Here is a 25,182-nt window from a genome sequence, read left to right as displayed (position 1 = left end):
TTTTACGTATCAAATATAGGATATTTTTTTACGTTGCCAAACAGCCCGTGTTTCCGTAGCTTTGCCAATCCTTTAAGGTTTGGCAAAGCTAAAGGCCCTAAGCATAACGAAAAACAAGTATGTCCCTTGTATCAGTAAACGCATTATCTCAACAAATTCAGCAAGCCATTGCTGCGAAATACCCTGCAAATGAGGCTCGGGCCATTGCACATGGGTATTTGAATATGGTTTGTGGGATCAATACCTTGGATATTTTGTTGGATAAAGCCGTCGAAGAGCCTCGTGGTTTTGCGGAAGATTTGTCCCGACTCGCTGCCGGGGAACCCCTACAATACGTGACAGGGAAGGCTTATTTTTTCGACCGACTTTTTTCCTTGAATACTGCGACGCTCATTCCCCGACCGGAAACCGAAGAGCTGGTTAGTCAGGTATTGAATCTGATTGGAAATGAAAAAAAACGGGTGTTGGACATCGGAACGGGTTCCGGATGCATTGCCATTTCGCTGGCATTGGAAGCCCCTCAAGCAGAACTTAGCGCATGGGATGTTGCTCCCGAGGCGATTACCAAAGCAAAAGAAAATGCGGACCAATTAGGAGCGCAGGTTACTTTTACCCAACAGGATGTTTTTTCATGGTCTGGCGATTCAAATACTTGGGACATCATTGTCTCTAATCCGCCCTATGTTCTAGATACAGAAAAGACCGAAATGGAAGCCCATGTGCTCGATCACGAACCCCATTTGGCCTTATTTGTCTCAGATGAAGATCCGCTTGTTTTTTATCGGGTGATCGGTGAGATGGCTAAACAAAGATTAACGCCCGACGGATTCCTGTGTTTCGAAATCAACCGGGCGTTTGGAGAACAAAATGTTGCGTTAGCAAAAGAACAGGGATTTGAAAATATTCAATTAATCAAAGATTTTCATGGCAATGATCGGATGCTTATTGCGCAGAAACCAGCTCATTGATCCCAAGTAAAAAAGCATAATCTTTCGCGATATCGTTGAAGCGTTTGTAGCGTCCAGATGCGCCACCGTGGCCTGCCGACATATCACAATCCAATAGCAAGATATTTTTATCGGTCTTCGTTTTACGCAATTTGGCTACCCATTTGGCAGGTTCCCAATATTGTACTTGAGAATCATGTAAGCCGGTTGTTACAAATAGGTGTGGGTAATCTTGTGCTACGACATTGTCATAAGGTGAATAAGATTTCATGTAGTGGTAATGTTCCTCCTTTTTTGGATTCCCCCATTCTTCCCATTCCCCCGTCGTCAAAGGAATCGTTTCATCTAACATGGTCGTCACGACATCCACGAATGGAACAGCAGCAATCACCCCAGCAAATAAGTTGGGAGCCATGTTGATAATTCCGCCCATCAGCATACCGCCTGCTGACCCTCCTTGGGCAAATAATTGATTTTCGGTCACTTTACCCATGCTGATCAAATGCTTTCCACAATCAATGAAGTCGGTAAACGTATTCATCTTGCGCATCATTTTTCCATCTTCGTACCAGTGTCGGCCCATTTCTTGGCCGCCGCGAATGTGGGCAATGGCAAAAGCAAATCCTCGATTCAAAAGCGATAATCGACTCGATGAAAAATAAGGATCCATACTGTAGCCATAAGAACCGTAAGCATAAAGTAGCAAAGGGCCTTTTTGGTAGCCTTTTTTGTAGACCAACGAAATAGGCACTTGGACACCATCGCAGGCAGTGGCCCATAAGCGCTCCGTCTGGTATTCGTTTTTGTCAAACCCACCCAGGACTCGGTCCTCTTTTAATAAAGTTGATTTTTTGCTAGTGCCATCGTATTCCAAAACTGAATTTGGGCAGGTCAATGAGGTATAATTATAGCGAAGAATTTTGCTTCTGTAATCTGCATTAATGCCGATATTCACTTGGAAAACGTCCTCTTCCATTTTGATATATTCGTTGGATTCCGCCTGAATTAACTGAATTTGGGAGAGTCCATTCGTTTTCACTTCCAAAGCAATCCATTCCGTTGTCGCATCGAAGTCATCCAAGAAAACATCGGGACGATGGGCTACCACCGTTTGCCAAACAGACTTGTCCGTTGGGCCACTTACCGGACATTCCATTAATTGAAAGTTGGTGGAATCTTGATCATTCGTCCGTATCAAAAAGCGATCCGACTGATGTTCAATGAAATACTCCAAACCGCGTTCTCCTGCCTGAAATACTTCGAAATTACCTGTCGGGTTGTCGGTCTTTAAAATTCGATACTCCGAATAAACACCTTGTTGGCTTGAGACCGAGAAAATATATTCCTTCGACTTACTTCTGCTTAAGCCCATGTAGCACTCCTCGTTTTTTTCTTCATACACCAAAACGTCTTCTGTTACCGAAGTGCCAATTTTATGACGATAGACTTTGGAGGCTAATAAAGTTTGTGCATCACGGAGAAGGTAGAAGAAATAGTTAGAATCCGCCGACCAGGCATAGGATCCCCCTTCGGTATTTTCAATGGTATCCGGGAGAAGTTCACCTGTCTGCAGGTTTTTAAAGTAAATAGTATAATTTCTCCGGCTTACCGTATCGGTTGCGTAAGCCAGAATTTGTTCATTATCGGATAGTGCCAAACCGCCTACGGAAAAATAGGCTTCATCTTTTCCTAATTGGTTCCCGTGGAGGAGAATTTCTTCTGGAGCATCCAAAGAGCATTTCTTCCGACAATATATGGGGTATTCACCGCCCGTTTCGTAGCGGTGGTAGAACCAATCCTTGCCATTGAAGTAGGGGACAGATTGTTCATCTGCCACCATGCGCCCTTTCATCTCTTCAAACAATTCGTTTTGAAGTGCTTCTGTGGGCTTGAGTACGTTTTCAGTATAGCTATTTTCTTGGTTTAGGTAATCGATGACCGCCGGGTCTTCGGGATTATTCAACCAAAAATAGGGGTCTTGTCGGACGTCGCCGTGCAGGATTAATTCGTTTGGAATTTCAGTGGCTTGAGGCGGATTGGGGAGATTTTGTAACATGGCAACAAGTTAAAAATAAATTTATGGAGGAAAAAGGAACGTTTATCCTTGAAAAAGCATTTTGATGTAAAAATTGGCAAGGCATATTGAATTATTTATACCTTTGTCGAACAACAAACCTTTAATTTTTTAAACGATGAACAAGAAAATTTGGATTGTATTAGGCGTAATTGCTTTGGTTATTTTTTGGGGTGTAGGTGCGCGTAATAGTATGGCTACAAGTGACCAAGAGGTAAAAGCTTCATGGGCGAATGTGCAGAGTGCGTATCAACGTCGTGCGGATTTAATCCCGAATTTAGTGAAGACCGTTCAAGGCGTAGCGAATTTTGAGAAGTCAACGTTGACAGCCGTTATTGAGGCACGTGCTTCTGCGACACAGATGAAATTAGATGCGAAGGATTTAAGTCCAGAGAATATGCAAAAATATCAAGCGGCTCAATCTTCCTTAGGAGGCGCATTATCCCGTTTGATGGTCGTGGCTGAAAACTATCCACAATTGAAAGCGACAGAGAATTTCTCTGAATTACAAGCGCAGTTGGAAGGCACAGAAAATCGTATCAAAGAAGAGCGTGATCGTTTTAACGACTCGGTCAAAGGATATAATTCCTTAATCGTGACATTTCCGAACAACTTAATCGCTTCTTTCTCCGGTTTTGCAGAGAAGGGATTCTTCCAAGCGGACGCAGGTTCTGAGAAAGCACCGGAGGTAAATTTTGACGAGAAAAAATAAGATGCAATTAAGCGCGGCACACGAGGTAGAAATTATTCAGGCGATTCAGGAGGCGGAAAAAAAGACTTCTGGAGAGATTCGTGTACACGTAGAAAGTCATTGTGAAGGGCACCCGATCGAACGATCGAAGGTGCTCTTTTTTCAATTAGGGATGCAAAAGACCGATTTGCAGAATGGGGTATTGGTTTATTTAGCTGTGAAGGATCGTAAATTTTCGATCATCGGGGATAAGGGGATTGATGCGAATGTTCCCCTTGAATTTTGGGAAACCATTCGGGATGAGATGCGCCCTTTATTAGCGAAGGAAGAATTCGGTGCTGGACTTGCCTTGGGTGTTCGTCGGATCGGAGAGGCCTTAGCGATTTACTTTCCATACCAGCGGGAAGATGTGAATGAATTATCGGATGAGTTGTCGTATGGGGAATAGCGTTAGATTACTAATCGGTTTTTTATTGCTTTCCTTGAGCATGTGGGGGCAGGATATTCCTGCAAAACCGGATGGTTATGTGCTTGATCAGGCAGGGTTGTTGCAAGCGAATGAAGCTCAGCAATTGGAGCAGAAGTTACGTGGATATGCGGATTCAACCTCAACACAATTTGCGATTGTTTTAGTGACTAGTACGGGGAATTCAGATCCTTATGATTATGCCATGGCGATCGGTAAAACCTGGGGAGTAGGTCAAAAAGGGAAGAATAATGGCGTTGTCATTTTGGTGTCTATGGACAACCGAAAAATTCGGATTGTGACGGGACGCGGAATTGAAGACGTTTTACCTGATGCTACTTGCAAGCGTATCATCAATCGAATCCTCAAGCCCTATTTTAAACGAGGTGATTATTACAATGGTTTAGATGTCGCAACGACCGAAATGATGCAACGGGCTAGCGGGCAATTTCAGTCGGAAGGTTCTGACGAGCCATCAGGAATTCCTGTTTTTATTATCGTCTTCTTGATCATTATCATTATTAACATCATTCGTGCCATCAAAAATAAGGGCGGAGGGTCTAATCCCGGTTCCCGAGGTGGTGGCATGTTTTTCCCACCTATTTTCTTAGGAGGTGGTGGTTATGACCGTGGTGGTTCATCCGGCGGTGGAGGCTTTGATTTTGGCGGTTTTGGGGGTGGAGATTTTGGTGGAGGCGGAGCCGGTGGGGATTTTTAAATTATGCGTATCTTTGTGCAAAATTAAAAGCAATTGAAAGATATTATTCAAGCCAATCTTCAGGAAGCCCAACAGGTTTTAGATCAATTTTTTAGCAATCCTGCTAAAATAGAATCCATTGAAAAAGCAGCGAATTGTTTAGTGGGGGCAATCCAACAAGGCAAAAAGATTATTGCCTGTGGAAATGGAGGTAGCCATTGCGATGCGATGCATTTTGCTGAAGAGTTGTCGGGGCGTTACCGTGAAAACCGCCCAGCATTAGCTGCGATGGCGATTTCAGACCCTTCCCATATTTCTTGTGTAAGCAATGATTTTGGTTATAATTATGTTTTTTCTCGTTTTATTGAGGGCTTGGGTAATGCGGGAGATGTACTCTTTGGTATATCAACGAGTGGTAATTCTGCCAATATTATCGAAGCGGTGAAAGCTGCTCAAGCCAAAGGAATGGCTGTGGTTTTATTGACAGGAAAAGACGGTGGCCAATTAGCTGCCTTTGACAATGTCTTTGAGGTGCGTGTAGACCATTTCGGTTACGCGGATCGGATTCAAGAGATACATATCAAGGTGATTCATATATTGATTCAGTTGATTGAAAAGGAAATGGGGTATTGAAGGTTAGACGTTGGACAATAGACGTTTGACGTTAGAAGTTAAATTACATTCATTCGATATTATAAGTTGGTAGGGTCTAAAGTCCAAAGTCCAGCGTCTAATGTCTATTTTTATTCATATGATTTTATTTGTTGCACATGGTCTAACGACCAATGTCCAATGTCTAAAGTCTTAAAAAACACATTTTGACATTTAAAGAACTAGGCTTAGCCGAAAAATTATTAGAAGGGATCGAATCCATGGGCTACAAGACGGCCACACCTGTACAAGAACAGGTGATGAAGCCAATTTTAGCCGGACGCGATGTCTTAGCATCGGCACAGACTGGTACAGGGAAAACGGCGGCATTTTTGTTGCCAATTATCCACAAATTATTGACGGAAGAACATTCCGAAAATCACATCAATGCCTTGATTATTGTTCCTACTCGCGAATTGGCTGTTCAAATTGCAGGTAATATGGAAGGTTTGGGATACTTCACGAATGTGAGTTGCATGCCTGTTTATGGCGGAGGCGATGGCAATTCGTTTACGACGGAAAAAACAGCTTTAACTTCTGGGGTTGAGTTGGTGGTTTGCACACCAGGTCGCATGATCGCCCATTTGAATATGGGGTATGTAGATTTGAAACATGTGAAATATTTGGTCTTGGATGAGGCGGATCGTATGTTGGACATGGGTTTCCATGATGATCTGATGAAGATTACGGGTTACTTACCTAAAGAGCGTCAAAACCTTTTATTTTCTGCCACGATGCCGCCGAAAATGCGTGACCTGGCTCGTAAATTGATGCAAGATCCTGTGGAGGTGACAATCGCGGTTTCTAAACCCCCAGAGGCAATTGTTCAAGAGGCTTTTGTGGTTTATGAGAAACAGAAGAGTGCCTTAGTTAAGCATTTATTGAAGCGTCAAGATTATACGCGTGTCATCGTATTTTGTTCGCGTAAACAAAATGTAAAATCATTGACTTCTGATTTGAAGCGTGCGCGTTTCTCGGTGGAGGAAATTCACTCCGATTTGGAACAAGATGTTCGCGAACAAGTATTGCAAGATTTCCGCAATAAGAAGACAAAGATCTTAGTTGCGACGGATATCTTGAGTCGGGGAATCGACATCGATGAAATCGAATTAGTAATCAACTATGACGTTCCGAATGACGGAGAAGATTATATTCACCGGATTGGTCGGACGGCACGTGCTCAAACGAAAGGGACGGCATATACATTAATTACCGAGGCGGAGCAACGGAAATTTGCTGCGATTGAACGATTATTGGAAAAGGAAGTAACGAAATCACCAGTTCCTGAGGAATTTGGCGAAACGCCTGCCTACAATCCGAGCGAAGCAAAAGCTTTCAAGCCTAGCGGTGCTGGATTTAAGGGAAAGAAGAAGGTCTGGAAGAAAAGACCTCCCCAAGCATAACAAAAATGGCGCTATTCGTAGCGCCTTTTTTTATGTTGATTAATAACTTCCGCCATCATCGCCTTCGGTACCCACTAAAGAGTCTACTAGGCGACCAAAGATGTCTTTGATACTTGGAGGTTTTGGTTTTGATTTATCAGGTGGACTTGGAGAAGAAGAAGGGATATTGGGCAATTCTTCAGCGCTTTCTTCTGCGGCATTGATTTGATCAAAGTATACTTGTACCAATCCAATGGAAGTGGCAAAGGCAGGATCTTTTATGTCGGTAGTTAAACCAAAGGCCGCTGTTGCTTCCGGTAAACCGATACGCGTTTCTAAGCCTGTTACTTTTTGGAACAAATCATCTAAATCAGGAAGTTGAGCACCACCACCGCAAATAACAATTCCGCCACGTAATAATTGAGCTTGCGTCGTTTTTTGAATTTCAGCCATCACAATCGCGGCTAATTCCTTCATGCGCTCTTCAATAATGATTGCCACATTCTTAACCGAAATAGGCGTTGGTTTTCTTCCCGCAATTCCAGGAATCAAGACCACTTCATTTAAATCGATTAGACGATGCAATGCAGTACCAAAACGTGTTTTCAATGCTTCTGCATGTTCAGCGGTAACATCTAAACTGACGCGTAAATCTTCTGTAATTCGATCACCACCCCAATTTAAAACGGTCGCATGTTTTAAACGCTTGTTTTGATAGATACTGATTTCGGTTGTTCCACTTCCGATGTCTACTAAAACGACACCTTGTTGTTTTTCTTCCGCATTTAATACGGAGCTAGAACTAGCTAAGGGACTGAAATATAAATTTCCTCCTTTGATATGGTCTGATTCTGCCGACTTCAACGTGCGGCTAAATAATTCGAATTTATCCAGCTGTGCTGTAATGACCATGAAATTACCTTGAATCGTTGCGCCAATTTGGCCAATGGGTTCTAGGGTTTCAGGGAGATTTCCTACTTTAAAACCGATGGGTAAAGTATGTAAGACGCAAGGATTTTTCTCCGCGACGTTCTTTTTAGCCTCTTCGGTAATATCGAAGATATCCTTCACCGTAACGGGATCTGATGGGTTTTTACGCGTTTTCGAAATCGTGAAAGGCGTTACCTTGATGTGGCTACCCGATAAGTTGGAAGAGAAAAAATATTCTTTTGACTTACCTGGCAATGCTTGGGCAATTTGGTTGATTGCATCCGCAATGGCTGTCGAGGTCTTATTGATGTTAACGATTTCTCCGTGTAAAATGTACCCGGATGTATTTGCAGATCCAGTAGCGACGATTTCCAATTGCCCATTTGCTGTTTGCTTTCCGGCAACAGCTCGTACAGAGGAACTTCCAATATCTAGACCAATGATTAAATCGTTTCGCATATAAAATAAGAACTAAAAAGTATGTTGAATTCTACTAAAATATAAAATTAGGCAATTAATCACAAATTACCTGATTCTTATATTTCAGGTGTACCCAATGGTAGGTATTCCAACCTTTATTGGGGATAATTTTCTTGTAAAACAATGCCAGTTTTTTGAACTTGGTTTCAATTTTAATGGGTAAACCAAAGTCTATATACGTTTGGCCCATGGCAGGAATTAACACCACACCGCCATCAGCTGCGACGATTACCTGCGTAATCTGGGCACGCCAGAAATCATCATTATTGATGAATTCAAATAAGGGAATTAAGGTCTTTCCTCGCTCGTCTAATAGGTCTTTTCGTTTGCCCGTGAAAAAAGGGCCGGACGCGATTAGCACGCGGGGGGTAAATAACGAACTCGTCCCGATAAACCTACCTTCGTGTGTCACATATTGATCTTTGTAGTTGGATTCTCCTGATGTAAAATGCAGGATTCGTGCAATTGGGCGATATTCTTTGACAGAAATGATGATTTTTCCACTAAAGTCATGATGCGCCTCACAAGATTTAACAAGCGGAATTTTCTTCACGCGCTGTTCTATTTTGTGTAAAGAAATCTCATCGAGGGGCTTGTCTACAAAATAATCGGTGCCCTGGTTCGTGACCATGACATTGATGTCCTGCTTGCTAAGTAGGGGACGTTCATTTTCTGAATCTAATTTGATGACAATCCCGGTGCATTTGATATCCCGGTAATTCATCTCCGCGAATATGATTGCACCTATAGCCATAGCAGCTAAAATCACCAAGGTGATTAGCTTTTTGACACGCGCGAAATCAATGCGAATTTTCTGACTCATGGTAAAATATCCTACGAAGTTACAGCCATTTTTAAATCATTCAAAAGCAAGTCGATATCTCCTGCACCCATGGTGACCAAAAGTTTGGGTTTCTCAAGTTTCATGCGCTCAATAAACGCCGTTTTGCTTATTACTTGCTTGTTTTGGCTTGGAATTTTTTCCAATAATAAATTTGAATCTATTCCCGGAATAGGGAGTTCACGTGCCGGATAAATGTCCAATAAATAGATTTCATCCGCGATGGCTAAACTCTCGCCAAATTCCGTTAAGAAATCCCGTGTACGTGAAAACAAATGGGGCTGAAAGATAGCGACCAACTTTTCGTTGGGATACAAGGCCTTCACCGATTTCAAACAAGCTGAAATCTCCGTGGGATGATGCGCATAGTCATCAATGAAGACATGTTCAGCTGTTTCAACATGGTATTCAAAGCGGCGCTTGACCCCTTTGAAACTGGCTATTCCATCTTTTACCTCCTCCGGCGTAAGTCCATGATACATGGCCAATGCTGCAGCGGCTAATGCGTTTTCAATGTTATGAAATCCCGGTATGCGCATTGGAATATCCGTGATGCGTCCACCTGGATAGACCATATCGAACACCATGCGATGGTTTTCTATTCGAATATTTTGTGCTTGATAATCCCCTTGGTCAATTCCGAAGGTCTTAGATCCCGCAGGTCCTTGTAGCGTTAAACCCGCATTTTGAATGAAAAAACCACCGGGTTTAATTTGGTCAACGAACAATTGGAATGATTCTAAAACCTGTTCTGCCGCGCCATAAATATCTAAATGATCTGCATCCGTGGAGGTAACTACAGCGGCTTGTGGATGTAAGGTTAAAAATGAACGATCGTATTCGTCGGCTTCCACGACAGAAACAATATTTTCTTGCCCTTTATTGGGAATAAAATTCGTCCCATAATTTTGCGTAATTCCCCCTAAAAATGCGGTAACGTTTTTATTTGCATGAACTAATAAATGCGTTAACAGGGATGAAGTGGTTGTTTTCCCATGTGTTCCCGCTACGGCAAGTGTCGGGATTTGTTCCGTCATCCAGCCGAGAATCTGTGAACGTTTCCAAAGCGTTATTCCCGCAGTAATTAAGAAGTTTTTCTCAATGTGATCGGCAGGAATTGCCGGGGTGTAGATAAATAAACAAGCCGCGGGATTTTCAAGGCAGATCGATGGAATCAATGAAACATCATCGCTGTAATGAATATTCATGCCTTCTTCAACAAGCGTTTTCGTTAAGGGGCTTTCCGTTTTGTCATAACCAGCGACTGGGAAGCCATTTTGCAGGAACCAGCGTGCAAGTGCCGACATACCTATTCCACCAATCCCTAAAAAGTATACTTGTTTCAGTTCCGCTAATTTGATGTCTATGCGCATGTAGAATTCTTAAGGATGGTTTCTGCAATTTCTTGGGCTGCTTTGGGTTTTCCCATACCAAAACTATTTTCAGCCAACGTGCTCAATAAAGGTTTATCAGCCAATGTCTTCAGTGCGGTAGGTACTAAGTTTTCTTTTGCTAGTACGTCTTGTACCAAAATGGCTGCATTTTCCTGTACAAGGCTTTTGGCGTTTTCCGTTTGATGGTCTTCTGCAGCATTTGGAAAAGGAACCAAAATACTTGGTTTTCCTGCTAAACATATTTCCGAAACGGATAAAGCTCCCGCACGCGAAACGACTAAGTCGGCCATCGCATAAGCTAAATCCATTTCATAAATAAAGGCTGATACATACGAAGGCAGGGTAGGGAATGTTGCGCAGGCCGCTTTCGCTTCCGACTCAAAGCTTACGCCTGTCTGCCAAACGATTTGAACATCGGAATTTGCTAGCGTTTCTAAGCCATGCAAGATGGCGTGATTGATGCTTCGCGCACCTTGACTACCTCCAATAATTAGTATGGTTGGTTTGTTAGCTGCTAAGCCGAATAATTGTGCGGCGGCAGCTTTTTTCCCCGATATATCGATTAAATCTTTCCGAACGGGATTGCCCGAAAGAATTAATTTAGATGGGCTAAAAAACTTTTCCATGCCCGGGTAGGCGACAAATATTTGCTTGGCTTTGGAGCTCAAGGCTTTATTGGTAATTCCCGCATAGGAATTCTGTTCTTGGATATAAAAAGGTATTCCCTTTGCCCAAGCAGCAAGTAGCATCGGGCCAGAGGCATAACCTCCTACGCCGATGGCCACATCGGGTTTAAAGTCGGCGAGGATTTGAAATGCTTTGCGAAGGCTTTTGGCCAACTTCACCGGAAATAATAAATTTTTTAATAGATGTGCGCGGTTGATGCCAACAATCGGTAGACCGATGATGTTGAATCCGGCTTTTGGAACTTTTTCCATTTCCATTTTGCCTTCGGCTCCAACAAACAAGAATTCGATTTGTGGGTCAATTTCTTTTAAGGCTGAAGCAATGGCAATAGCTGGATAGATATGACCACCTGTTCCACCACCTGAAATAATAACGCGTTTGATACCCAAAGTAATTAAATTTTAGTTTCCATCTCCTTGTCTCGGCTGATGGATAAGATAAGTCCAATACTGATGGCTGTGAATACGAGCGAAGTTCCCCCTGCGGAAATCATGGGCAAGGGTTGGCCTGTTACGGGGCCTGCACCCACCGCAACGAGCATATTGATGAACGCTTGTATGACAATCGAAAAAGTTAATCCTGCGGAGAGCAAACCGCCGAGTGGTTTACCACTGTATCGTATGACGGACGAGCCTCGCCACATAAACCAAAGGAAAAATAACGGAATAAGTATGCCCATGAATAGGCCGTATTCTTCCAGGATAATCGCGTAGATAAAGTCAGATTCTGCTTGTGACAACAAGTAGCGATATTGGCTATTACCAGGACCTTTAGGAATTAATGCACCTGTTGAGATGGCATATTTACTTAAGTTGATTTGGTAATTTTCATCACTCTTATTCATTTCCTTCAACTTCGATTTGTCTTGTTCACTGACACGGGTGATGAAGGTTGCAATACGTGAACGAACCGTCGCAGCACGCTGGCCAATACCCAAAGAAACAACCATGACAGCGAGAAATGCGACAATTCCGACGATACTACTGATGTATTTGATGGGAACTCGACCGAAAAACATCAGGACGATACTCGTCATAAAGATCAAAATACTTGTCGAGAAATTGGACAACATGATCAAGAAGCAAGTCACGCCGATTAAAATCAAAATCACGAGCGCTGTTGCAATGTTGTATTGGCTTTGGTCGGCTTGTCGGGTCGAGAATATTTTCGCAAGACTAGCTGTTAGGCATAATTTCGCCATATCGGATGGCATGAAAGATACAAATCCGAGGTTAATCCAGCGACTCGCTCCCCCTTTGCTTTCCCCAAAGAAATAAGCAAATAGAATAAGGCCCCAGGATAGGAAGAGAAATATGTTACTAAATCGGGTGATTTTAATATAATTCTGCCGCGATATCCACGACATCAAATAAAATGAGGCAAGGAGAATAGCTATCGTTTTGACGATGGACGTTAAGGGTTCGAAGGGGCCACTCATGGTCATCCGACTTTTTGTTGAAAACTGAATCAACAATCCGAAGATGTTTAGGAGTAGGACGATGAACCAGATTTGGTAATCGCCGACCAAATATTCCTTGACGTATTTTGTGATTTTACTTTCCATGGGTCAATTTTTTGACAGTAGCCTTAAATTGGTCACCGCGATCTTCGTAATTTTTGAATAAGTCAAAACTTGCACATGCCGGTGAAAGCATGATGATATCTCCCTCGTTTGCCCATTCCATGGCTTGTGATATGGCTGTTTCGAGTTGGTCTGTCTGAGCAAAGCGCTCAAGGGTTTGTCCGAAATGCTTTTCTAATTTCGTATTGTCGGTTCCCAGGCAAATCATTCCTTTCACCTTGTCCTTCACCAACGTGTCGAGCACGGCATATTCATTGCCTTTATCCACTCCCCCGATGATTAAGATGATCGGTTTGTTGAAGCTGTTTAATGCATAGTAAACGGCGTCTACATTGGTTGCTTTGGAGTCATTGATGAAATGTACGCCATTCCATTCGCCGCAGGGCTCTAAGCGGTGCGGTGCATTTTGAAAGGTAGGCAGGTGTTTTGTTACGTCGGCCCAAGTCACTCCAGCCGCTGTGGCAGCTAATATGGCTGCCGACATGTTCATGGCGTTGTGCGGGCCTTGAATCGGTGCTGATGCGCGTTGGATCTTCCCAGCTTCGAAAATGATTTCTTTTTCCGTAATGGTCGCACTTCCTTTTCCAGGGGCAAATCGAATCTCTTGTTTCTGCGTTTTTGCAGGAATTAACGATTGGTATTGTTGGATTACTTCGTCATCACCCCAATAGATGCAGTTCGTCGATGCTTGCGCATTTTGGAAAATACGGAATTTGGAGTGGATGTAGTTTTCGAATTTGTATTCGTAGCGATCCAGGTGATCGGGTGTAATGTTAACTAATACGGCAATGTCTGGTGCGAAATGGAAGCAACGGTCAAGTTGGAAGCTTGAAATTTCCAAGACATACCAGTCGAAGGATTTCTCCAACACTTGTTTGGCAAAGCTTTGGCCAATGTTCCCTGCAAGTCCTACGTTATATCCGGCTTCTTTTAGCAGGTGATAGGTGAGGAGGGTAGTCGTTGTTTTCCCGTTGGATCCTGTAATGGCAATGATTTTCGCGTTCGTATAGCGCGCGGCGTATTCGATTTCAGAAACGAGCGAAATACCTTGTTGTTTTATGGCCTGAACGATGGCTGATTTTTCAGGAATACCCGGGCTAATGATGATTTCATCCGCTTGTAAAATACGCTCGAGGGTGTGTTGGCCTGACTCGAATGGTATCTGATGTTGGCTTAATTCCGACTGATAAGCGGCTTTCAATTCCCCTTGGTCTGAGAGAAAGACTTGATGACCTTGGGCTTGCGCCAATAAGGCAGCGCCTACACCACTTTCACCACCACCTAATATCACAATCTGGGCCATTGCAGCTTATTTTGTTCGAAAATGTTAAAATTCAATTTTACCACAATTTAGAAAATTGTCCCGATTAATTCAAGTGGGGTTGGGGCATGTGGGGATAATTTAGCCAACAAAAAAAGGTCAGCTGTTGGGCTGACCTTTCTGAGACTTATTTAGGGATTAGACTAGTGCAATACGCTTGAAAGAAGCGATTGTTAATCCATTTTGAGCCGACTCAACATATTGACGAATCGTGATCGAAGAATCCTTAACGAACTGTTGGTTTAATAGCGTAGATTCTTTGTAGAACTTCTCTAATTTACCTACAGCGATTTTTTCTAACATAGCCTCTGGCTTACCTTCTTGACGTGCTTGATCTTTTCCGATCTCGATTTCACGCTCAATCGTTTCAGCATCAACGCCATCTTTGTCTAAAGCAACAGGTTTCATCGCAGTGATTTGCATCGCGATGTCCTTACCTACTTCAGCAACATCGAATCCTTGAACATTTTCGAATGCTACTAAAACACCGATTTTGTTGTTAGAGTGGATATAAGAAACAACTTTCTCTGCTGAGATATTTTCGTAAGCAGCTAACGTGATTTTCTCGCCAATTTTACCTGTTAGCTCGATGATGTGTCCTTCTACAGAACGGCCATCAGCTAAAGGTTCAGCTAATAAATCATGTGCAGATGGAGCGTGAGATTTCACGGCAGCATCTAAGATGCTCTTAGCTAAATCATTGAATGCATCAACTTTAGAAACAGGCTCAGTTTCACATGCAAGGGCAATTAACTTACCGTTTGAGTGATCTGCGTTCATTGCGATTAACACGACACCTTCATTGGTTTCGTTGTCGGCGCGTTTTGCTGCTACTTTTTGACCTGCTTTGCGAAGGATATCGACTGCAGCTTCGAAGTCACCATTGGCTTCAGTCAAAGCTTTCTTGCAATCCATCATCCCAGCGCCAGTCATTTGGCGTAATTTATTAACGTCTGCGGCTGTAATTGACATAATATGAATATTGTTTATTCTTGTTCTGCTTCTTTTTCGTACTTAGCGGCTACCTTAGCAGCTTCTTGAGCATCCGTTGCGTCTACCGCACGTTTTGCTTCTTCTTCCTCAGCGATACGCGCGTCGTCTTTATCTTGCTTGCGCTCTGATAAACCTTCTTCGATTGCTTTGCTGATTGCCTTAACGATAATAGCGATTGATTTGTACGCATCATCATTAGCAGGGATAGGGAAGTCTACTAATTCAGGATTTGAGTTTGTATCACACATAGCGAAAACTGGGATACCCAATTTCTTAGCTTCAGATACAGCGATGTGCTCACGTTTCACGTCAATAACGAACAATGCCGCTGGTAGACGAGTCAAGTCGGTGATACCACCTAACACACGCTTTAATTTCTCTTCCTCACGAGTCATCATTAAACGCTCACGTTTTGCGAGGGTTTTTACGATAACTTCGTCTTTTAACATCTTGTCGATGCTTGACATTTTCTTGATTGACTTACGTACAGTCGCGAAGTTTGTCAACATACCACCTAACCAACGGTCAGTTACGTATGGCATCTTTAATTTATCTGCTTCAGCAGTTACTACTTCTTGCGCTTGTTTTTTTGTCGCAACGAACATGATCTTACGACCAGAACGAACGATAGCACGCATTGCTTGCGAAGCTTCTTCAAGGCTAGAAATTGTTTTGTTAAGATCAATGATGTGGATACCATTTTTCTCCATAAAGATGTATGGAGCCATTTTTGGATCCCACTTACGTGTCAAGTGACCGAAGTGAACGCCTGCGTCAAGCAAGTCGTTGTAGCTTAATTGTGCCATTTTGGTTGTTTAAGAATGTGAAAAATAAAAATGTGGAAAAGGCATCGGCAACAGACAAGCCTTTTCCACGAACCCTTTTTAACGCTTAGAGAATTGGAATCTCTTACGAGCTTTCGCACGTCCTGGTTTCTTACGCTCAACCATACGAGGGTCACGCGTTAAGAATCCTTCTTTTTTCAAAGGAGAACGTAATTCAGCATCTTGCGTTTGAAGTGCACGTGAAATTGCTAAACGAAGCGCTTCAGCTTGTCCTTTGATACCACCGCCATCTACGTTAGCTGTTACATCAAATGAACCTACTGTGTTCGTTAAAGCGAATGGCTGATTAACTACAATCTGAAGAATTTCAGATGGGAAGTAATCAGTCAATGTACGGCCATTAATTTTGATTTGGCCTTTACCAGGAGTCATTGAAATACGAGCAATAGCCGTCTTTCTTCTTCCAATTTTACTTGTTATTTCTGCCATTGTAATGTCCGTTAAAACTTGATTTCTTTAGGTTGTTGCGCTGCATGTGGATGCTCTGATCCTGCATATACAAATAAGTTGTTGAATAAAGCACGTCCTAAACGATTTTTAGGCAACATACCTTTTACGGCTGCTTCGACAACACCTCTTGGGTTTTTAGCTAAAACCTCGCGTGGTGTAGCAAAACGTTGACCACCTGGATACCCCGTGTGACGGATGTAAACCTTGTCAGTCATTTTCTTACCTGTCAAACGAACTTTGTCCGCGTTGATGACGATCACTTGATCTCCACAATCTACGTGCGGTGTGTATGAAGCCTTGTGCTTGCCACGAATGATTTTCGCGATTTCAGAGCAAAGACGACCTAAAATTTGGTTTTCTGCGTCTACTACCACCCAGTCCTTTTGAACTGTAGCTTTATTGGCAGAGATCGTTTTGTAACTTAAAGTATCCACTATTAATAATGTTTAACTGTTGAATCATTTCCACCAAAACCACGGAATTTGTCTTAAGGATTTGATTATGACCTATTTTATCTTTCAAACGGGCATTCAATCGAAAAATGGGAGTGCAAATTTAGAAAATCAAGAACTAATATGCAATAGCTTGTCGAAAATATTTGCCAATAAAAAAGGAGGCATTAGCCTCCTTCCTTGAAATGCACTTTTTTGATTAAATTCCACTCATGTCAAATGTCTCCATGAAGGCAGTTGTGAACTTACCTGATTGAAAACCAGGGTCATCCATCAACTTAATGTGGAAAGGAATCGTTGTTTTTACTCCTTCGATCACGAATTCTTGAAGGGCACGCTTCATGCGAAGCAATACTTCTTCACGGCTTTGACCGCTCACGATTACTTTCGCAATCATGGAATCGTAATTGGGTGGAATTGTATAGCCTGAATAAACGTGTGAGTCAATTCTGACACCATGTCCGCCTGGAAGGTGTAAGTTGGTGATTTTACCCGGTGACGGGCGGAATCCGTGTGCTGGATCTTCCGCATTAATCCGACATTCTAAGGCGTATAATTTAGGGAAGTAATTTTGACCCGAAATGGCGATGCCTGCAGCTACTTTAATTTGCTCTTTGATCAAATCGAAATCGGTTACTTCTTCCGTAATCGGATGCTCTACTTGAATACGGGTGTTCATTTCCATGAAATAGAAATCCCCGTTTTTGTCAACTAAAAATTCAATAGTACCCGCACCTTCATAGCCGATGGCCGTTGCTCCAGCGATGGCAGCGTCACCCATTTTCTTACGAAGTTCGTCAGTCAATGCAGGTGATGGTGTTTCTTCACATAATTTTTGGTGACGGCGTTGGATAGAACAATCACGCTCAGAAAGGTGACATACTTTACCAAATTTATCGCCTACTACTTGAATTTCGATGTGACGAGGCTCCTCCACGAATTTCTCCATGTACATACCATCGTTACCAAAGGCAGCCGCCGCTTCCATTTTGGCATCATCCCATAATTTACGGAATTCAGATTCCTCACGGATGATACGCATTCCACGTCCACCACCACCGGCAGTTGCCTTGATGATTACGGGGTAAACGATGGTTTTGGCTAATTCAATGGCTTCTTCAACCGTGTCAAGTAAACCGTCGGAACCTGGAATGACAGGAACACCTGCTTTCTTCATGGTATCTTTGGCCGTTGCTTTATCCCCCATTTGGTTGATCATCTCCGCAGATGCACCAATAAACTTGATGCTGTGTTCTGAACAGATGCGTGAGAACTCGGCATTTTCAGATAAGAATCCGTAACCCGGGTGGATTGCGTCTGCCCCTGTTACTTCTGCCGCTGAAATTAAGGCAGGAATGCTCAAGTACGAATCACGGCTTGGCGGAGGTCCGATACAAACAGCCTCATCCGCAAAGCGAACGTGTAAACTTTCCCGGTCAGCTGTCGAATAAACAGCGACGGTTTTTATTCCCATTTCCTTGCAAGTACGGATGATGCGCAAGGCGATCTCTCCACGATTTGCAATTAGTATTTTTTTAAACATAGTAATTGATTTGTCTAATCGCATACTCAAACCCAAGGTGGTATGCGCTAGGCTCATAATTAGGCTTTTTCTACTAAGAATAACGGTTGGTCAAACTCCACAGGGCTTGCATTATCCACTAAAATTTTAACGATTTTACCCGAAACTTCCGAGTCGATTTCGTTGAATAATTTCATCGCTTCAATCATGCAAAGTGTTTTGCCCGGTGCGATTTCAGAACCTACTTCTACGTAGTTGTCTTTATCTGGACCTGCCGCACGGTAGAATGTACCGATCATCGGTGATTTAACCGTATAAAGGTTGTCAGCTACAGGAGTTGCTGCTGGTGCTGCTGCTACGGGAGCCGCCGCTACAGGTGCAGCCGCTACGGGTGCTGGAGCTGCCGCAACAGTGACTGTCTGCGCTACTGCACTATTTTTTTTCACTGAAACTTTTAAACCTTCTGTTTCAATGCTTACTTCTGCAAGGGGTGATTTTGCGATATAATCCAGTAATCGCTGTATTTCTTTCGTATCCATTTCGGTTATATAATAAAGGTTGACCGTTTACTAAGTTTTGACAAATGTAGTGGAAATTACTTAACGCGTTCCGCGTACGAGTAAGTTCTTGTATCTACTTTGATTAATTCATCTTGTTCAATGAAAATAGGCACCGTGATAGTCGCTCCTGTTTCCACCGTTGCTGGTTTTTTAGGTGAGTTCGCCGTATCGCCACGAACACCTGGTTCCGTGTAAGTAACTTTCAATTCCACAAATGGAGGCAATTCGCAAGATAATGCCGAATCATTTTCCGTATTGATCAAAATCTCTACTTCCTGACCTTCTTTCATCAAATCAGCCATCACACATAGGTTCTCGCCTAATAGGATTTGCTCAAATGATTCGTTGTCCATGAAGTTGAAGCCAAATTCATCCTTGTAAATGAATTGGAATTTTCTGCGCTCAACACGAACGGGGTAGATTGCTACACCTGAGTTGAAGGTGTTGTCAATTACTTTTCCCGAGGTTAACGAACGTAATTTAGTCCGAACAAATGCTGGACCTTTTCCTGGTTTTACGTGAAGGAATTCAATGATCGAATATAAATCGTCATTGTATTTAATCACCATGCCATTTTTAATATCTGCTGTAGTTGCCATTGTGTTTTGTTAATTATTTAGGATCGTAAGCCCACGTTAAATAAGCGGATCCCCAAGTAAAGCCGCCACCGAAGGCTGCTAATATTAATTTATCTCCTTTTTTCAATTGATTCTCATAATCCCACAAACATAAAGGGATTGTCGCGGCGGTTGTGTTGCCATATTTTTGGATGTTCAACATCACCTTTTCTTCACTCACGCCCATCCGACTAGCCGTTGCGTCAATGATACGCTTGTTGGCTTGGTGCGGAACAAGGAAACGGATATCATCACCTACTAAGTGATTGCGTTCCATGATTTCGGCTGATACATTCGCCATCCGGGTCACCGCAAATTTGTAAACGGCTTGTCCTTCTTGACGGATGTAATGTAATTTTTGCTCAACCGTGTCATGCGTAGGAGGGTAGGCGCTACCGCCCCCTTTTTGCATTAAACTTTCACAACCTTCTCCATCGGATTTCAAGATGAAGTCTTGAACGCCTAAGCCTTCTGTATTCGGTTCTAACATCACCGCTGCCGCACCGTCTCCAAAAAGGATACAGGTAGTACGGTCGGTATAATCTACGATGGCTGACATTTTATCGGCGCCAACGATAATTACTTTTTTGTAACGACCTGCTTCGATGAATGCTGTACCCACTGCTAGGGCATTTAAGAATCCAGAACAAGCTGCTGCCAAATCAAATGAGGCCGTCTCACGAATGCCTACTGCCTTGCAAATCATGTTCGATGCGGAAGGAAATAAGTAGTCGGGTGTAACGGTTGCACAAATTAATAGATCAACTTGGTCAGGCGTTGTGTTTGTCTTGCGTAATAAATCTTCAACGGCTTTGGCTCCCATCACGGAAGTTCCTTGGCCTTCGCCTTTTAGAATACGACGTTCTTTGATTCCTGTACGGCTGGTAATCCACTCGTCGTTGGTATCAACGAGTTTCTCTAATTCTTCATTCGTAAGCACATAATCCGGGACGTATCCTGCCACGCCGGTTATGGCTGCGCTTGTTTTATTTGACATGTTGTGTTCTTAGTTGTTTTCGAAGGCAGCCTTAATTTTTTTGGCAACTTCCGATTTTACTATGTTTTGGCATAATTTAATCATGTTCATAATGGCAGTTGGGCTAGAAGCCCCATGTGCAATAATGACATTTCCATTGATACCAATGATTGGGCTTCCGCCGTAATTTTCGTAATTGGTCCGGTCCACAAATTCGTTGACCATTCCTTGTTCCTTCATAATGTTGTAAATGGATTCGCCCATTTTAAGCACGATATTTCCGGTAAAGCCATCCGTCACAATGACATCCGCTTTTCCACGGAAAACGTCTTTTCCTTCTAGATTACCAACAAAATTTAGTTTATCGTTTGCTTTGAGTAAAGCATGCGTAGCGAGAGCCAAAATAGACCCTTTTTGCTCTTCTTCTCCAATGTTCAATAAGCCAACGCGTGGCGATGCAATTCCGCGTGTCGCTGAAGCATAAACAGAACCCAAAACAGCCCATTGCTCAAGCATTTCAGGTTTGCAGTCGGCATTCGCGCCAATATCCAACATGACCGAATGAGTACCATCCGTTTGTGGGATAAAGCCTGCAATGGCAGGACGCTGAACGCCTTCGATTGTTTTGACTGAGAATAGGGAGCCGACCATCATGGCGCCTGTATTTCCGGCTGATGCGAAAATGTCGGCTTTGCCTTCCTTTAAAAGCGCAAACCCAACTCCGATGCTGGAATTGGGTTTTTGCGATAATGCGCGGGTGGGATGTTCTCCCATTTCGATTACTTGATCCGCGTTAATAACACGAATTTGACTGCCCGTGTAACCACGATCAGCAAGTAATGTATTGATTGTATCGGCTGGGCCAACGGCAAGAATTGTTTCTTCCTGGGCTAAGTTTGAAATCGCTAAAAGAATCCCATCAACTACTGCTTCTGGGGCATAATCCCCGCCCATCACGTCGATTGCTATGTTCATTCAATAGGTGTTTAAATACTAAAACTAAGGACAAAAATAGTATTAATTTTAGTCAAAAAATAGTATTTTAACGGGATTTTTTTCGGCAGACTTCAAAAATATTATTTTTTTGGCGAGCCAGGTAAAATTAACGTGCAGAATATCCTTCTACAATCATTTTACCTTTGTAGTATAAGTTACCCTCATGCACGTGTGCACGGTGATAAAGGTGAGTTTCGCCTGTTTGTGGATCTACACCTAAATGCTTAGGAGTTCCGAAATCATGCGCTCTTCTTGTATCACGACGAGTAGTAGAGATTTTTCTTTTAGGATGTGCCATCGTATTAGTTAATTAATTTTATTTTAAATCTTTTAGTTTTTGAAGTGCTGCCCAGCGAGGATCTATTGCCTCCTCTGTTGTTGATGCAGGTTTTTCGTCTGCCCGATCTGTCGTGTAGATGAAAACATCTTCCGATGCTATATCTTCTTCCGCTAAAAAGCGAGGATGCAACTTTTTCATCGGCACTTCTAATGCAATGAAATCGAATATATCCTGCGACAAATCAAGTTTTGGTTCCTTTCTGTCCAATAAAAACAGATTATCCCCTAAATCTTCTGAATGATCCGAATACTTAAATATAAGCTTCTCGTTTACCTCAAGTGGGTAATCAAAAACCTCCAATGAACGATCACAAATCAATTCAATCGAGCCCGTAATCTTCAGTTGTACCTGTATCATTAATGCCGACTTCGTTAAGTCTGCACTTGCTTCAAATTTGCCTTTTTCAACCCAATCCTGCTCAAAAGCAGCAAAAAACGAATCGTCGCCGCTAAACGTGTAGTGATACGATTTGTCCTCTAAGGCTATAATAGGTATCTGAAATTCTTCTAATACTTTCATGTTGACCTTGATTGAAAAAAGGAATGCAAAATTAGGTAATTTTTTGGAAACAACAAGTGATGCGTTTACCTTTTTCATAAAATCTTCCGACCTTTGAAATTATGAAACGTTTGAATGGGGCATGGGTTGCCTATTGTATTGTATTTCTTTTGTTTGAAATTGTTGTCGCGCGTTACATCGCGGCATTTGATCGCTTTGACCAAATGCGCATCGTCAATAATTGGCATGCCTATCATTTAGACTACTTCTTTCGCGTGCTCACATTTGCTGGAGAATTGCTAATACCTGTGCTCGTTATCCTACTATTCTTTTATAAGAGGCGCGCTTGGTTGAAACCATTTTTGTTTTCCTATGCGCTTTCAACGCTCATCGTTCAAGGTTTAAAGCATTTTGTTTTTGCCTCAGCCTTGCGTCCTTATGCCTATTTCAAGGCGGTGGATATTCCCTGGTATTTAGTGCCAGGTGTCGAAATACATGAACAAAACAGCTTTCCTTCTGGCCATTCCGCCGCCGCTTGGTTCTGTTTTATGTGGATTGCATTGTATGTTAATAAACGGTGGGCCGGCGTTTTGATGGCTCTTTTGGCCTGTGGTGTCGGTATTTCGCGTGTGTATTTATTTCAACATTTTCCGGTGGATGTAGCTTTTGGAGCTTTCATCGGAATCACTTGTTCTTCGATTTTCTATTATAGCTATCATGAAAATATTGCAGCGTAGACCTTATTTGTTTTGGGTGCTAGTGGGATGTTTGGTTTATATGCCCTTTTTAGGATCATCTCAATTGTTTGATTGGGATGAAATTAATTTCGCGGAATCGGCACGGGAAATGCTGGTCACTGGCGATTATTTGACGGTTCAAATCAATTTTCAGCCGTTCTGGGAGAAGCCTCCTATTTTCATGTGGTTACAGGTGTTGAGCTTTCAATTTTTTGGAACGTTTACTGAAAACGCATGGACATCCATGGAGTTTGCGGCACGTTTTCCGAATGCCCTCGTGGGGATTGCTACCCTGTTGATTTTATTTCGAATTGGTAAAAAACATGTTTCAGCGACATTCGGTCATATATGGGCTTTCTCCTATTTAGCTGCGATGACACCGCATGTATATGCAAGTTCGGGGATCATTGATCCGCTTTTCAACCTCTTTATTTTCCTTGGAATTTATAGCTATTCGCAATTTTATGCGCAGCCTAATTCGCTTCGATGGGCGATATACGCGGGTCTGAGTATTGGACTGGGTATGTTGACCAAAGGACCTGTCGCTTTGCTGTTGTGGGGTGCTACACTATTGGTCCTAGGGATTTGGCAACAAGTTTGGAAATCAAAACCTATGTCACGGCTTTTGCTTGGCGCGTGTCTTTCTGGAATTCTTGCGGTTTTGCTTTTTGCCTCGTGGTATGCGATGATCATCATGAAATTCGGATGGGGTATATGGGATGATTTTGTTGCCTATCAAATTCGCTTGATGACCACAGGAGATGCGGGGCATGGCCAACCGGTTTATTACCACGTATTGGTTTTGTTGTTGGGTTGTTTACCTATTTCGATTTGGGCAGGTGCGCGATTGCTTCGAAGAAAATCGTCGGATGATACGATTGACTTGACGCGTTGGATGCAGGTGTTGTTTTGGGTTGTGCTGGTGATTTTCAGTTTAGTGAAGACGAAAATTATTCATTATTCGTCCATGTGCTGGATCCCATTAACCTATTTTTCTGCGCAAGTGCTAACGGAATTCCAATCAGGCCAATGGACTTGGAATCGGTCCTATTCGATCGCTTTAGGGATTGTTGGGCTGCTATTTGGTGCCGTGTTAACCTTGGTTCCACTGATTGGAATGTATGCGGCTGAGGCTTCCGAGTATATCAAAGATGCTTTTGTTCAGGGAAATTTACAGGCACCCGTTTATTGGGCAGGATGGGAATGGCTGATTGGCTTGACTTTCATCGTACTGGTTCTTGGGACCGTAGTTCGAAGCACCGTGGGTTTCCAACGAATTATCCGATTGATGTTGGGGAGTGTTTTAGTTATGATGTGTTTTATGGCGGTTGTTCTACCGAAAATTGCGGGTTATACGCAAGCGACTCCGATCGATTTTTATGTTTCGCATGTAGGCCAAGAGGTTTATATCGAAACTGTTGGGTTTAAATCGTTTGCGCACCTCTTGTATTTTCAGAAACAAGGGCCAAGTCCGGATGGAGAATCCTTAATGAAAAAATCCTCGACAGACCGTCCATCGTATTTTGTGATGAAGTCGGATGCCGAGGATCGTTTTAAGTATCACCCTCATTTGCAATTAATCAAAGAGGAGAATGGTTTTCTATTTTACAAGCATGTAAACTAGTTGCCGTTCGGGAAAAAGAATGCACCTTCGATAGCTGCATTTTCATCTGAATCAGAACCGTGAATGGCGTTAGAGCTCAAAGAACGCGCGAAACGCTTACGAATAGTTCCTTCAGCTGCTTTTGCTGGGTCTGTTGCACCAATTAATTCGCGGAAATCTGCTACGGCATTCTCCTTTTCCAAAATCATGGGAATGATTGGGTTGGATGACATGTATTCGCATAATTCGCCGTAAAATGGGCGTTCTTTATGTACTTCGTAGAATTTACCAGCCTCTTCGGGCGTCAAGTGTACTTTTTTAATCGCTACAATGCGGTAACCCGCTTCTTCAATTTGTTGGATGATTGGCCCTGTAAACCCGTCAATGACAGCATCAGGCTTAATCATGGTAAATGTTCTATTTGTTGGCATTACGTTTTTTTTACAAATT

The 25,182-nt window shown here is 42.7% G+C and carries 27 protein-coding genes; 8 read left to right on the top strand and 19 right to left on the bottom strand.

Going from position 1 to position 25,182, the window contains the following annotated elements; translation table 11 throughout:
• Positions 1–119: 119 nt before the first annotated feature.
• Complete coding sequence (gene prmC, locus PQG45_RS08540) at positions 120–968, top strand: peptide chain release factor N(5)-glutamine methyltransferase (RefSeq protein ID WP_316070687.1); 849 nt, start codon at positions 120–122, stop codon at positions 966–968.
• Here the strand turns inward: prmC and PQG45_RS08535 are convergent.
• Positions 943–3,003, bottom strand: coding sequence for a S9 family peptidase (locus tag PQG45_RS08535; RefSeq protein WP_316070686.1), 2,061 nt, complete (start codon positions 3,001–3,003; stop codon positions 943–945). The genes prmC and PQG45_RS08535 overlap by 26 nt on opposite strands.
• 136 nt (positions 3,004–3,139) lie before the next feature.
• On the opposite strand from PQG45_RS08535, the gene PQG45_RS08530 reads away from it, so the two are divergent.
• The 5 genes from PQG45_RS08530 (at position 3,140) to PQG45_RS08510 (ending at position 6,929) form a co-directional block, all read left to right on the top strand.
• Entirely contained in the window at positions 3,140–3,733 is a 594-nt protein-coding gene (locus PQG45_RS08530) for a LemA family protein (protein ID WP_315577062.1), read from the top strand.
• 1 nt (position 3,734) lies between these two features.
• Positions 3,735–4,160 carry a TPM domain-containing protein gene (locus PQG45_RS08525; protein ID WP_315577063.1) on the top strand — a complete coding sequence of 142 codons (426 nt, stop codon included), beginning with the start codon at positions 3,735–3,737 and terminating at the stop codon, positions 4,158–4,160.
• Positions 4,150–4,896 (top strand): TPM domain-containing protein, encoded by a 747-nt coding sequence (locus PQG45_RS08520; protein WP_315577064.1) that lies wholly within the window; start codon positions 4,150–4,152, stop codon positions 4,894–4,896. The genes PQG45_RS08525 and PQG45_RS08520 overlap by 11 nt, the downstream gene beginning before the upstream one ends.
• A gap of 33 nt (positions 4,897–4,929) precedes the next feature.
• Positions 4,930–5,508: a D-sedoheptulose 7-phosphate isomerase gene (gene lpcA / locus PQG45_RS08515; protein ID WP_315577065.1), complete on the top strand. Its 579-nt coding sequence runs from the start codon at positions 4,930–4,932 to the stop codon at positions 5,506–5,508.
• Positions 5,509–5,693: 185 nt separating this feature from the next.
• Positions 5,694–6,929, top strand: coding sequence for a DEAD/DEAH box helicase (locus tag PQG45_RS08510; protein ID WP_315577066.1), 1,236 nt, complete (start codon positions 5,694–5,696; stop codon positions 6,927–6,929).
• A gap of 39 nt (positions 6,930–6,968) precedes the next feature.
• Here the strand turns inward: PQG45_RS08510 and ftsA are convergent, their stop codons facing one another.
• The 17 genes from ftsA to PQG45_RS08425 all read right to left on the bottom strand — a co-directional run bounded on the left by ftsA (position 6,969) and on the right by PQG45_RS08425 (position 22,491).
• Positions 6,969–8,297, bottom strand: coding sequence for a cell division protein FtsA (gene ftsA / locus PQG45_RS08505; protein WP_315577067.1), 1,329 nt, complete (start codon positions 8,295–8,297; stop codon positions 6,969–6,971).
• Between the two features lie 55 nt (positions 8,298–8,352).
• Positions 8,353–9,141, bottom strand: a complete 789-nt coding sequence (locus PQG45_RS08500) for a cell division protein FtsQ/DivIB (protein ID WP_315577068.1) — start codon at positions 9,139–9,141, stop codon at positions 8,353–8,355.
• Between the two features lie 11 nt (positions 9,142–9,152).
• Positions 9,153–10,532 (bottom strand): UDP-N-acetylmuramate--L-alanine ligase, encoded by a 1,380-nt coding sequence (gene murC, locus PQG45_RS08495; RefSeq protein WP_315577069.1) that lies wholly within the window; start codon positions 10,530–10,532, stop codon positions 9,153–9,155.
• The gene (gene murG / locus PQG45_RS08490; protein ID WP_315577140.1) at positions 10,523–11,623 is read right to left on the bottom strand and encodes an undecaprenyldiphospho-muramoylpentapeptide beta-N-acetylglucosaminyltransferase; all 1,101 of its coding nucleotides are present in this window, start codon (positions 11,621–11,623) and stop codon (positions 10,523–10,525) included. Before murG ends, murC begins: the two co-directional genes overlap by 10 nt.
• An 11-nt stretch (positions 11,624–11,634) precedes the next feature.
• Positions 11,635–12,804: an FtsW/RodA/SpoVE family cell cycle protein gene (locus PQG45_RS08485; protein WP_315577070.1), complete on the bottom strand. Its 1,170-nt coding sequence runs from the start codon at positions 12,802–12,804 to the stop codon at positions 11,635–11,637.
• Entirely contained in the window at positions 12,794–14,125 is a 1,332-nt protein-coding gene (gene murD / locus PQG45_RS08480; protein WP_315577071.1) for a UDP-N-acetylmuramoyl-L-alanine--D-glutamate ligase, read from the bottom strand. The genes PQG45_RS08485 and murD overlap by 11 nt, the downstream gene beginning before the upstream one ends.
• 156 nt (positions 14,126–14,281) lie before the next feature.
• On the bottom strand, positions 14,282–15,115 hold the full coding sequence (tsf, locus tag PQG45_RS08475; protein WP_315577072.1) for a translation elongation factor Ts: 834 nt from the start codon (positions 15,113–15,115) through the stop codon (positions 14,282–14,284).
• Between the two features lie 14 nt (positions 15,116–15,129).
• Positions 15,130–15,942 carry a 30S ribosomal protein S2 gene (gene rpsB / locus PQG45_RS08470; RefSeq protein WP_315577073.1) on the bottom strand — a complete coding sequence of 271 codons (813 nt, stop codon included), beginning with the start codon at positions 15,940–15,942 and terminating at the stop codon, positions 15,130–15,132.
• A 78-nt stretch (positions 15,943–16,020) separates the two neighbouring features.
• On the bottom strand, positions 16,021–16,410 hold the full coding sequence (rpsI, locus tag PQG45_RS08465) for a 30S ribosomal protein S9 (RefSeq protein WP_315577074.1): 390 nt from the start codon (positions 16,408–16,410) through the stop codon (positions 16,021–16,023).
• An 11-nt stretch (positions 16,411–16,421) separates the two neighbouring features.
• Positions 16,422–16,865 carry a 50S ribosomal protein L13 gene (gene rplM, locus PQG45_RS08460; RefSeq protein ID WP_315577075.1) on the bottom strand — a complete coding sequence of 148 codons (444 nt, stop codon included), beginning with the start codon at positions 16,863–16,865 and terminating at the stop codon, positions 16,422–16,424.
• 217 nt (positions 16,866–17,082) lie between these two features.
• Positions 17,083–18,426, bottom strand: coding sequence for an acetyl-CoA carboxylase biotin carboxylase subunit (accC, locus tag PQG45_RS08455; protein WP_315577076.1), 1,344 nt, complete (start codon positions 18,424–18,426; stop codon positions 17,083–17,085).
• 59 nt (positions 18,427–18,485) lie between these two features.
• Positions 18,486–18,944 (bottom strand): acetyl-CoA carboxylase biotin carboxyl carrier protein, encoded by a 459-nt coding sequence (accB, locus tag PQG45_RS08450; protein ID WP_315577077.1) that lies wholly within the window; start codon positions 18,942–18,944, stop codon positions 18,486–18,488.
• Between the two features lie 56 nt (positions 18,945–19,000).
• On the bottom strand, positions 19,001–19,564 hold the full coding sequence (efp, locus tag PQG45_RS08445) for an elongation factor P (protein ID WP_315577078.1): 564 nt from the start codon (positions 19,562–19,564) through the stop codon (positions 19,001–19,003).
• 13 nt (positions 19,565–19,577) lie between these two features.
• Positions 19,578–20,579, bottom strand: a complete 1,002-nt coding sequence (locus PQG45_RS08440) for a beta-ketoacyl-ACP synthase III (protein WP_315577079.1) — start codon at positions 20,577–20,579, stop codon at positions 19,578–19,580.
• Positions 20,580–20,588: 9 nt separating this feature from the next.
• Complete coding sequence (gene plsX, locus PQG45_RS08435) at positions 20,589–21,533, bottom strand: phosphate acyltransferase PlsX (RefSeq protein WP_316070685.1); 945 nt, start codon at positions 21,531–21,533, stop codon at positions 20,589–20,591.
• 127 nt (positions 21,534–21,660) lie between these two features.
• Positions 21,661–21,852 carry a 50S ribosomal protein L32 gene (rpmF, locus tag PQG45_RS08430; protein ID WP_315577081.1) on the bottom strand — a complete coding sequence of 64 codons (192 nt, stop codon included), beginning with the start codon at positions 21,850–21,852 and terminating at the stop codon, positions 21,661–21,663.
• A gap of 18 nt (positions 21,853–21,870) precedes the next feature.
• Positions 21,871–22,491 carry a YceD family protein gene (locus PQG45_RS08425; protein ID WP_315577082.1) on the bottom strand — a complete coding sequence of 207 codons (621 nt, stop codon included), beginning with the start codon at positions 22,489–22,491 and terminating at the stop codon, positions 21,871–21,873.
• Between the two features lie 23 nt (positions 22,492–22,514).
• Here PQG45_RS08425 and PQG45_RS08420 point away from each other — a divergent pair, with 23 nt between their 5' ends.
• Both PQG45_RS08420 and PQG45_RS08415 read left to right on the top strand, forming a co-directional pair.
• Complete coding sequence (locus PQG45_RS08420) at positions 22,515–23,129, top strand: phosphatase PAP2 family protein (protein ID WP_315577083.1); 615 nt, start codon at positions 22,515–22,517, stop codon at positions 23,127–23,129.
• A complete protein-coding gene (locus PQG45_RS08415) occupies positions 23,110–24,753 on the top strand; it encodes an ArnT family glycosyltransferase (protein ID WP_315577084.1) in 1,644 nt (547 codons plus the stop codon). Before PQG45_RS08420 ends, PQG45_RS08415 begins: the two co-directional genes overlap by 20 nt.
• Here PQG45_RS08415 and PQG45_RS08410 read toward each other — a convergent pair.
• Positions 24,750–25,163 carry a nucleoside-diphosphate kinase gene (locus PQG45_RS08410; protein WP_315577085.1) on the bottom strand — a complete coding sequence of 138 codons (414 nt, stop codon included), beginning with the start codon at positions 25,161–25,163 and terminating at the stop codon, positions 24,750–24,752. The two genes, PQG45_RS08415 and PQG45_RS08410, sit on opposite strands and share 4 nt — an antisense overlap.
• Between the last annotated feature and the right edge of the window lie 19 nt (positions 25,164–25,182).

Source organism: Aquirufa regiilacus (assembly GCF_032470275.1).
In the GTDB taxonomy this organism is placed as follows: Bacteria; Bacteroidota; Bacteroidia; order Cytophagales; family Spirosomataceae; genus Aquirufa; species Aquirufa regiilacus.
The sequence above is the reverse complement of the archived record's forward strand: the minus strand, read 5'-3'. Positions and strand labels throughout refer to the sequence as shown.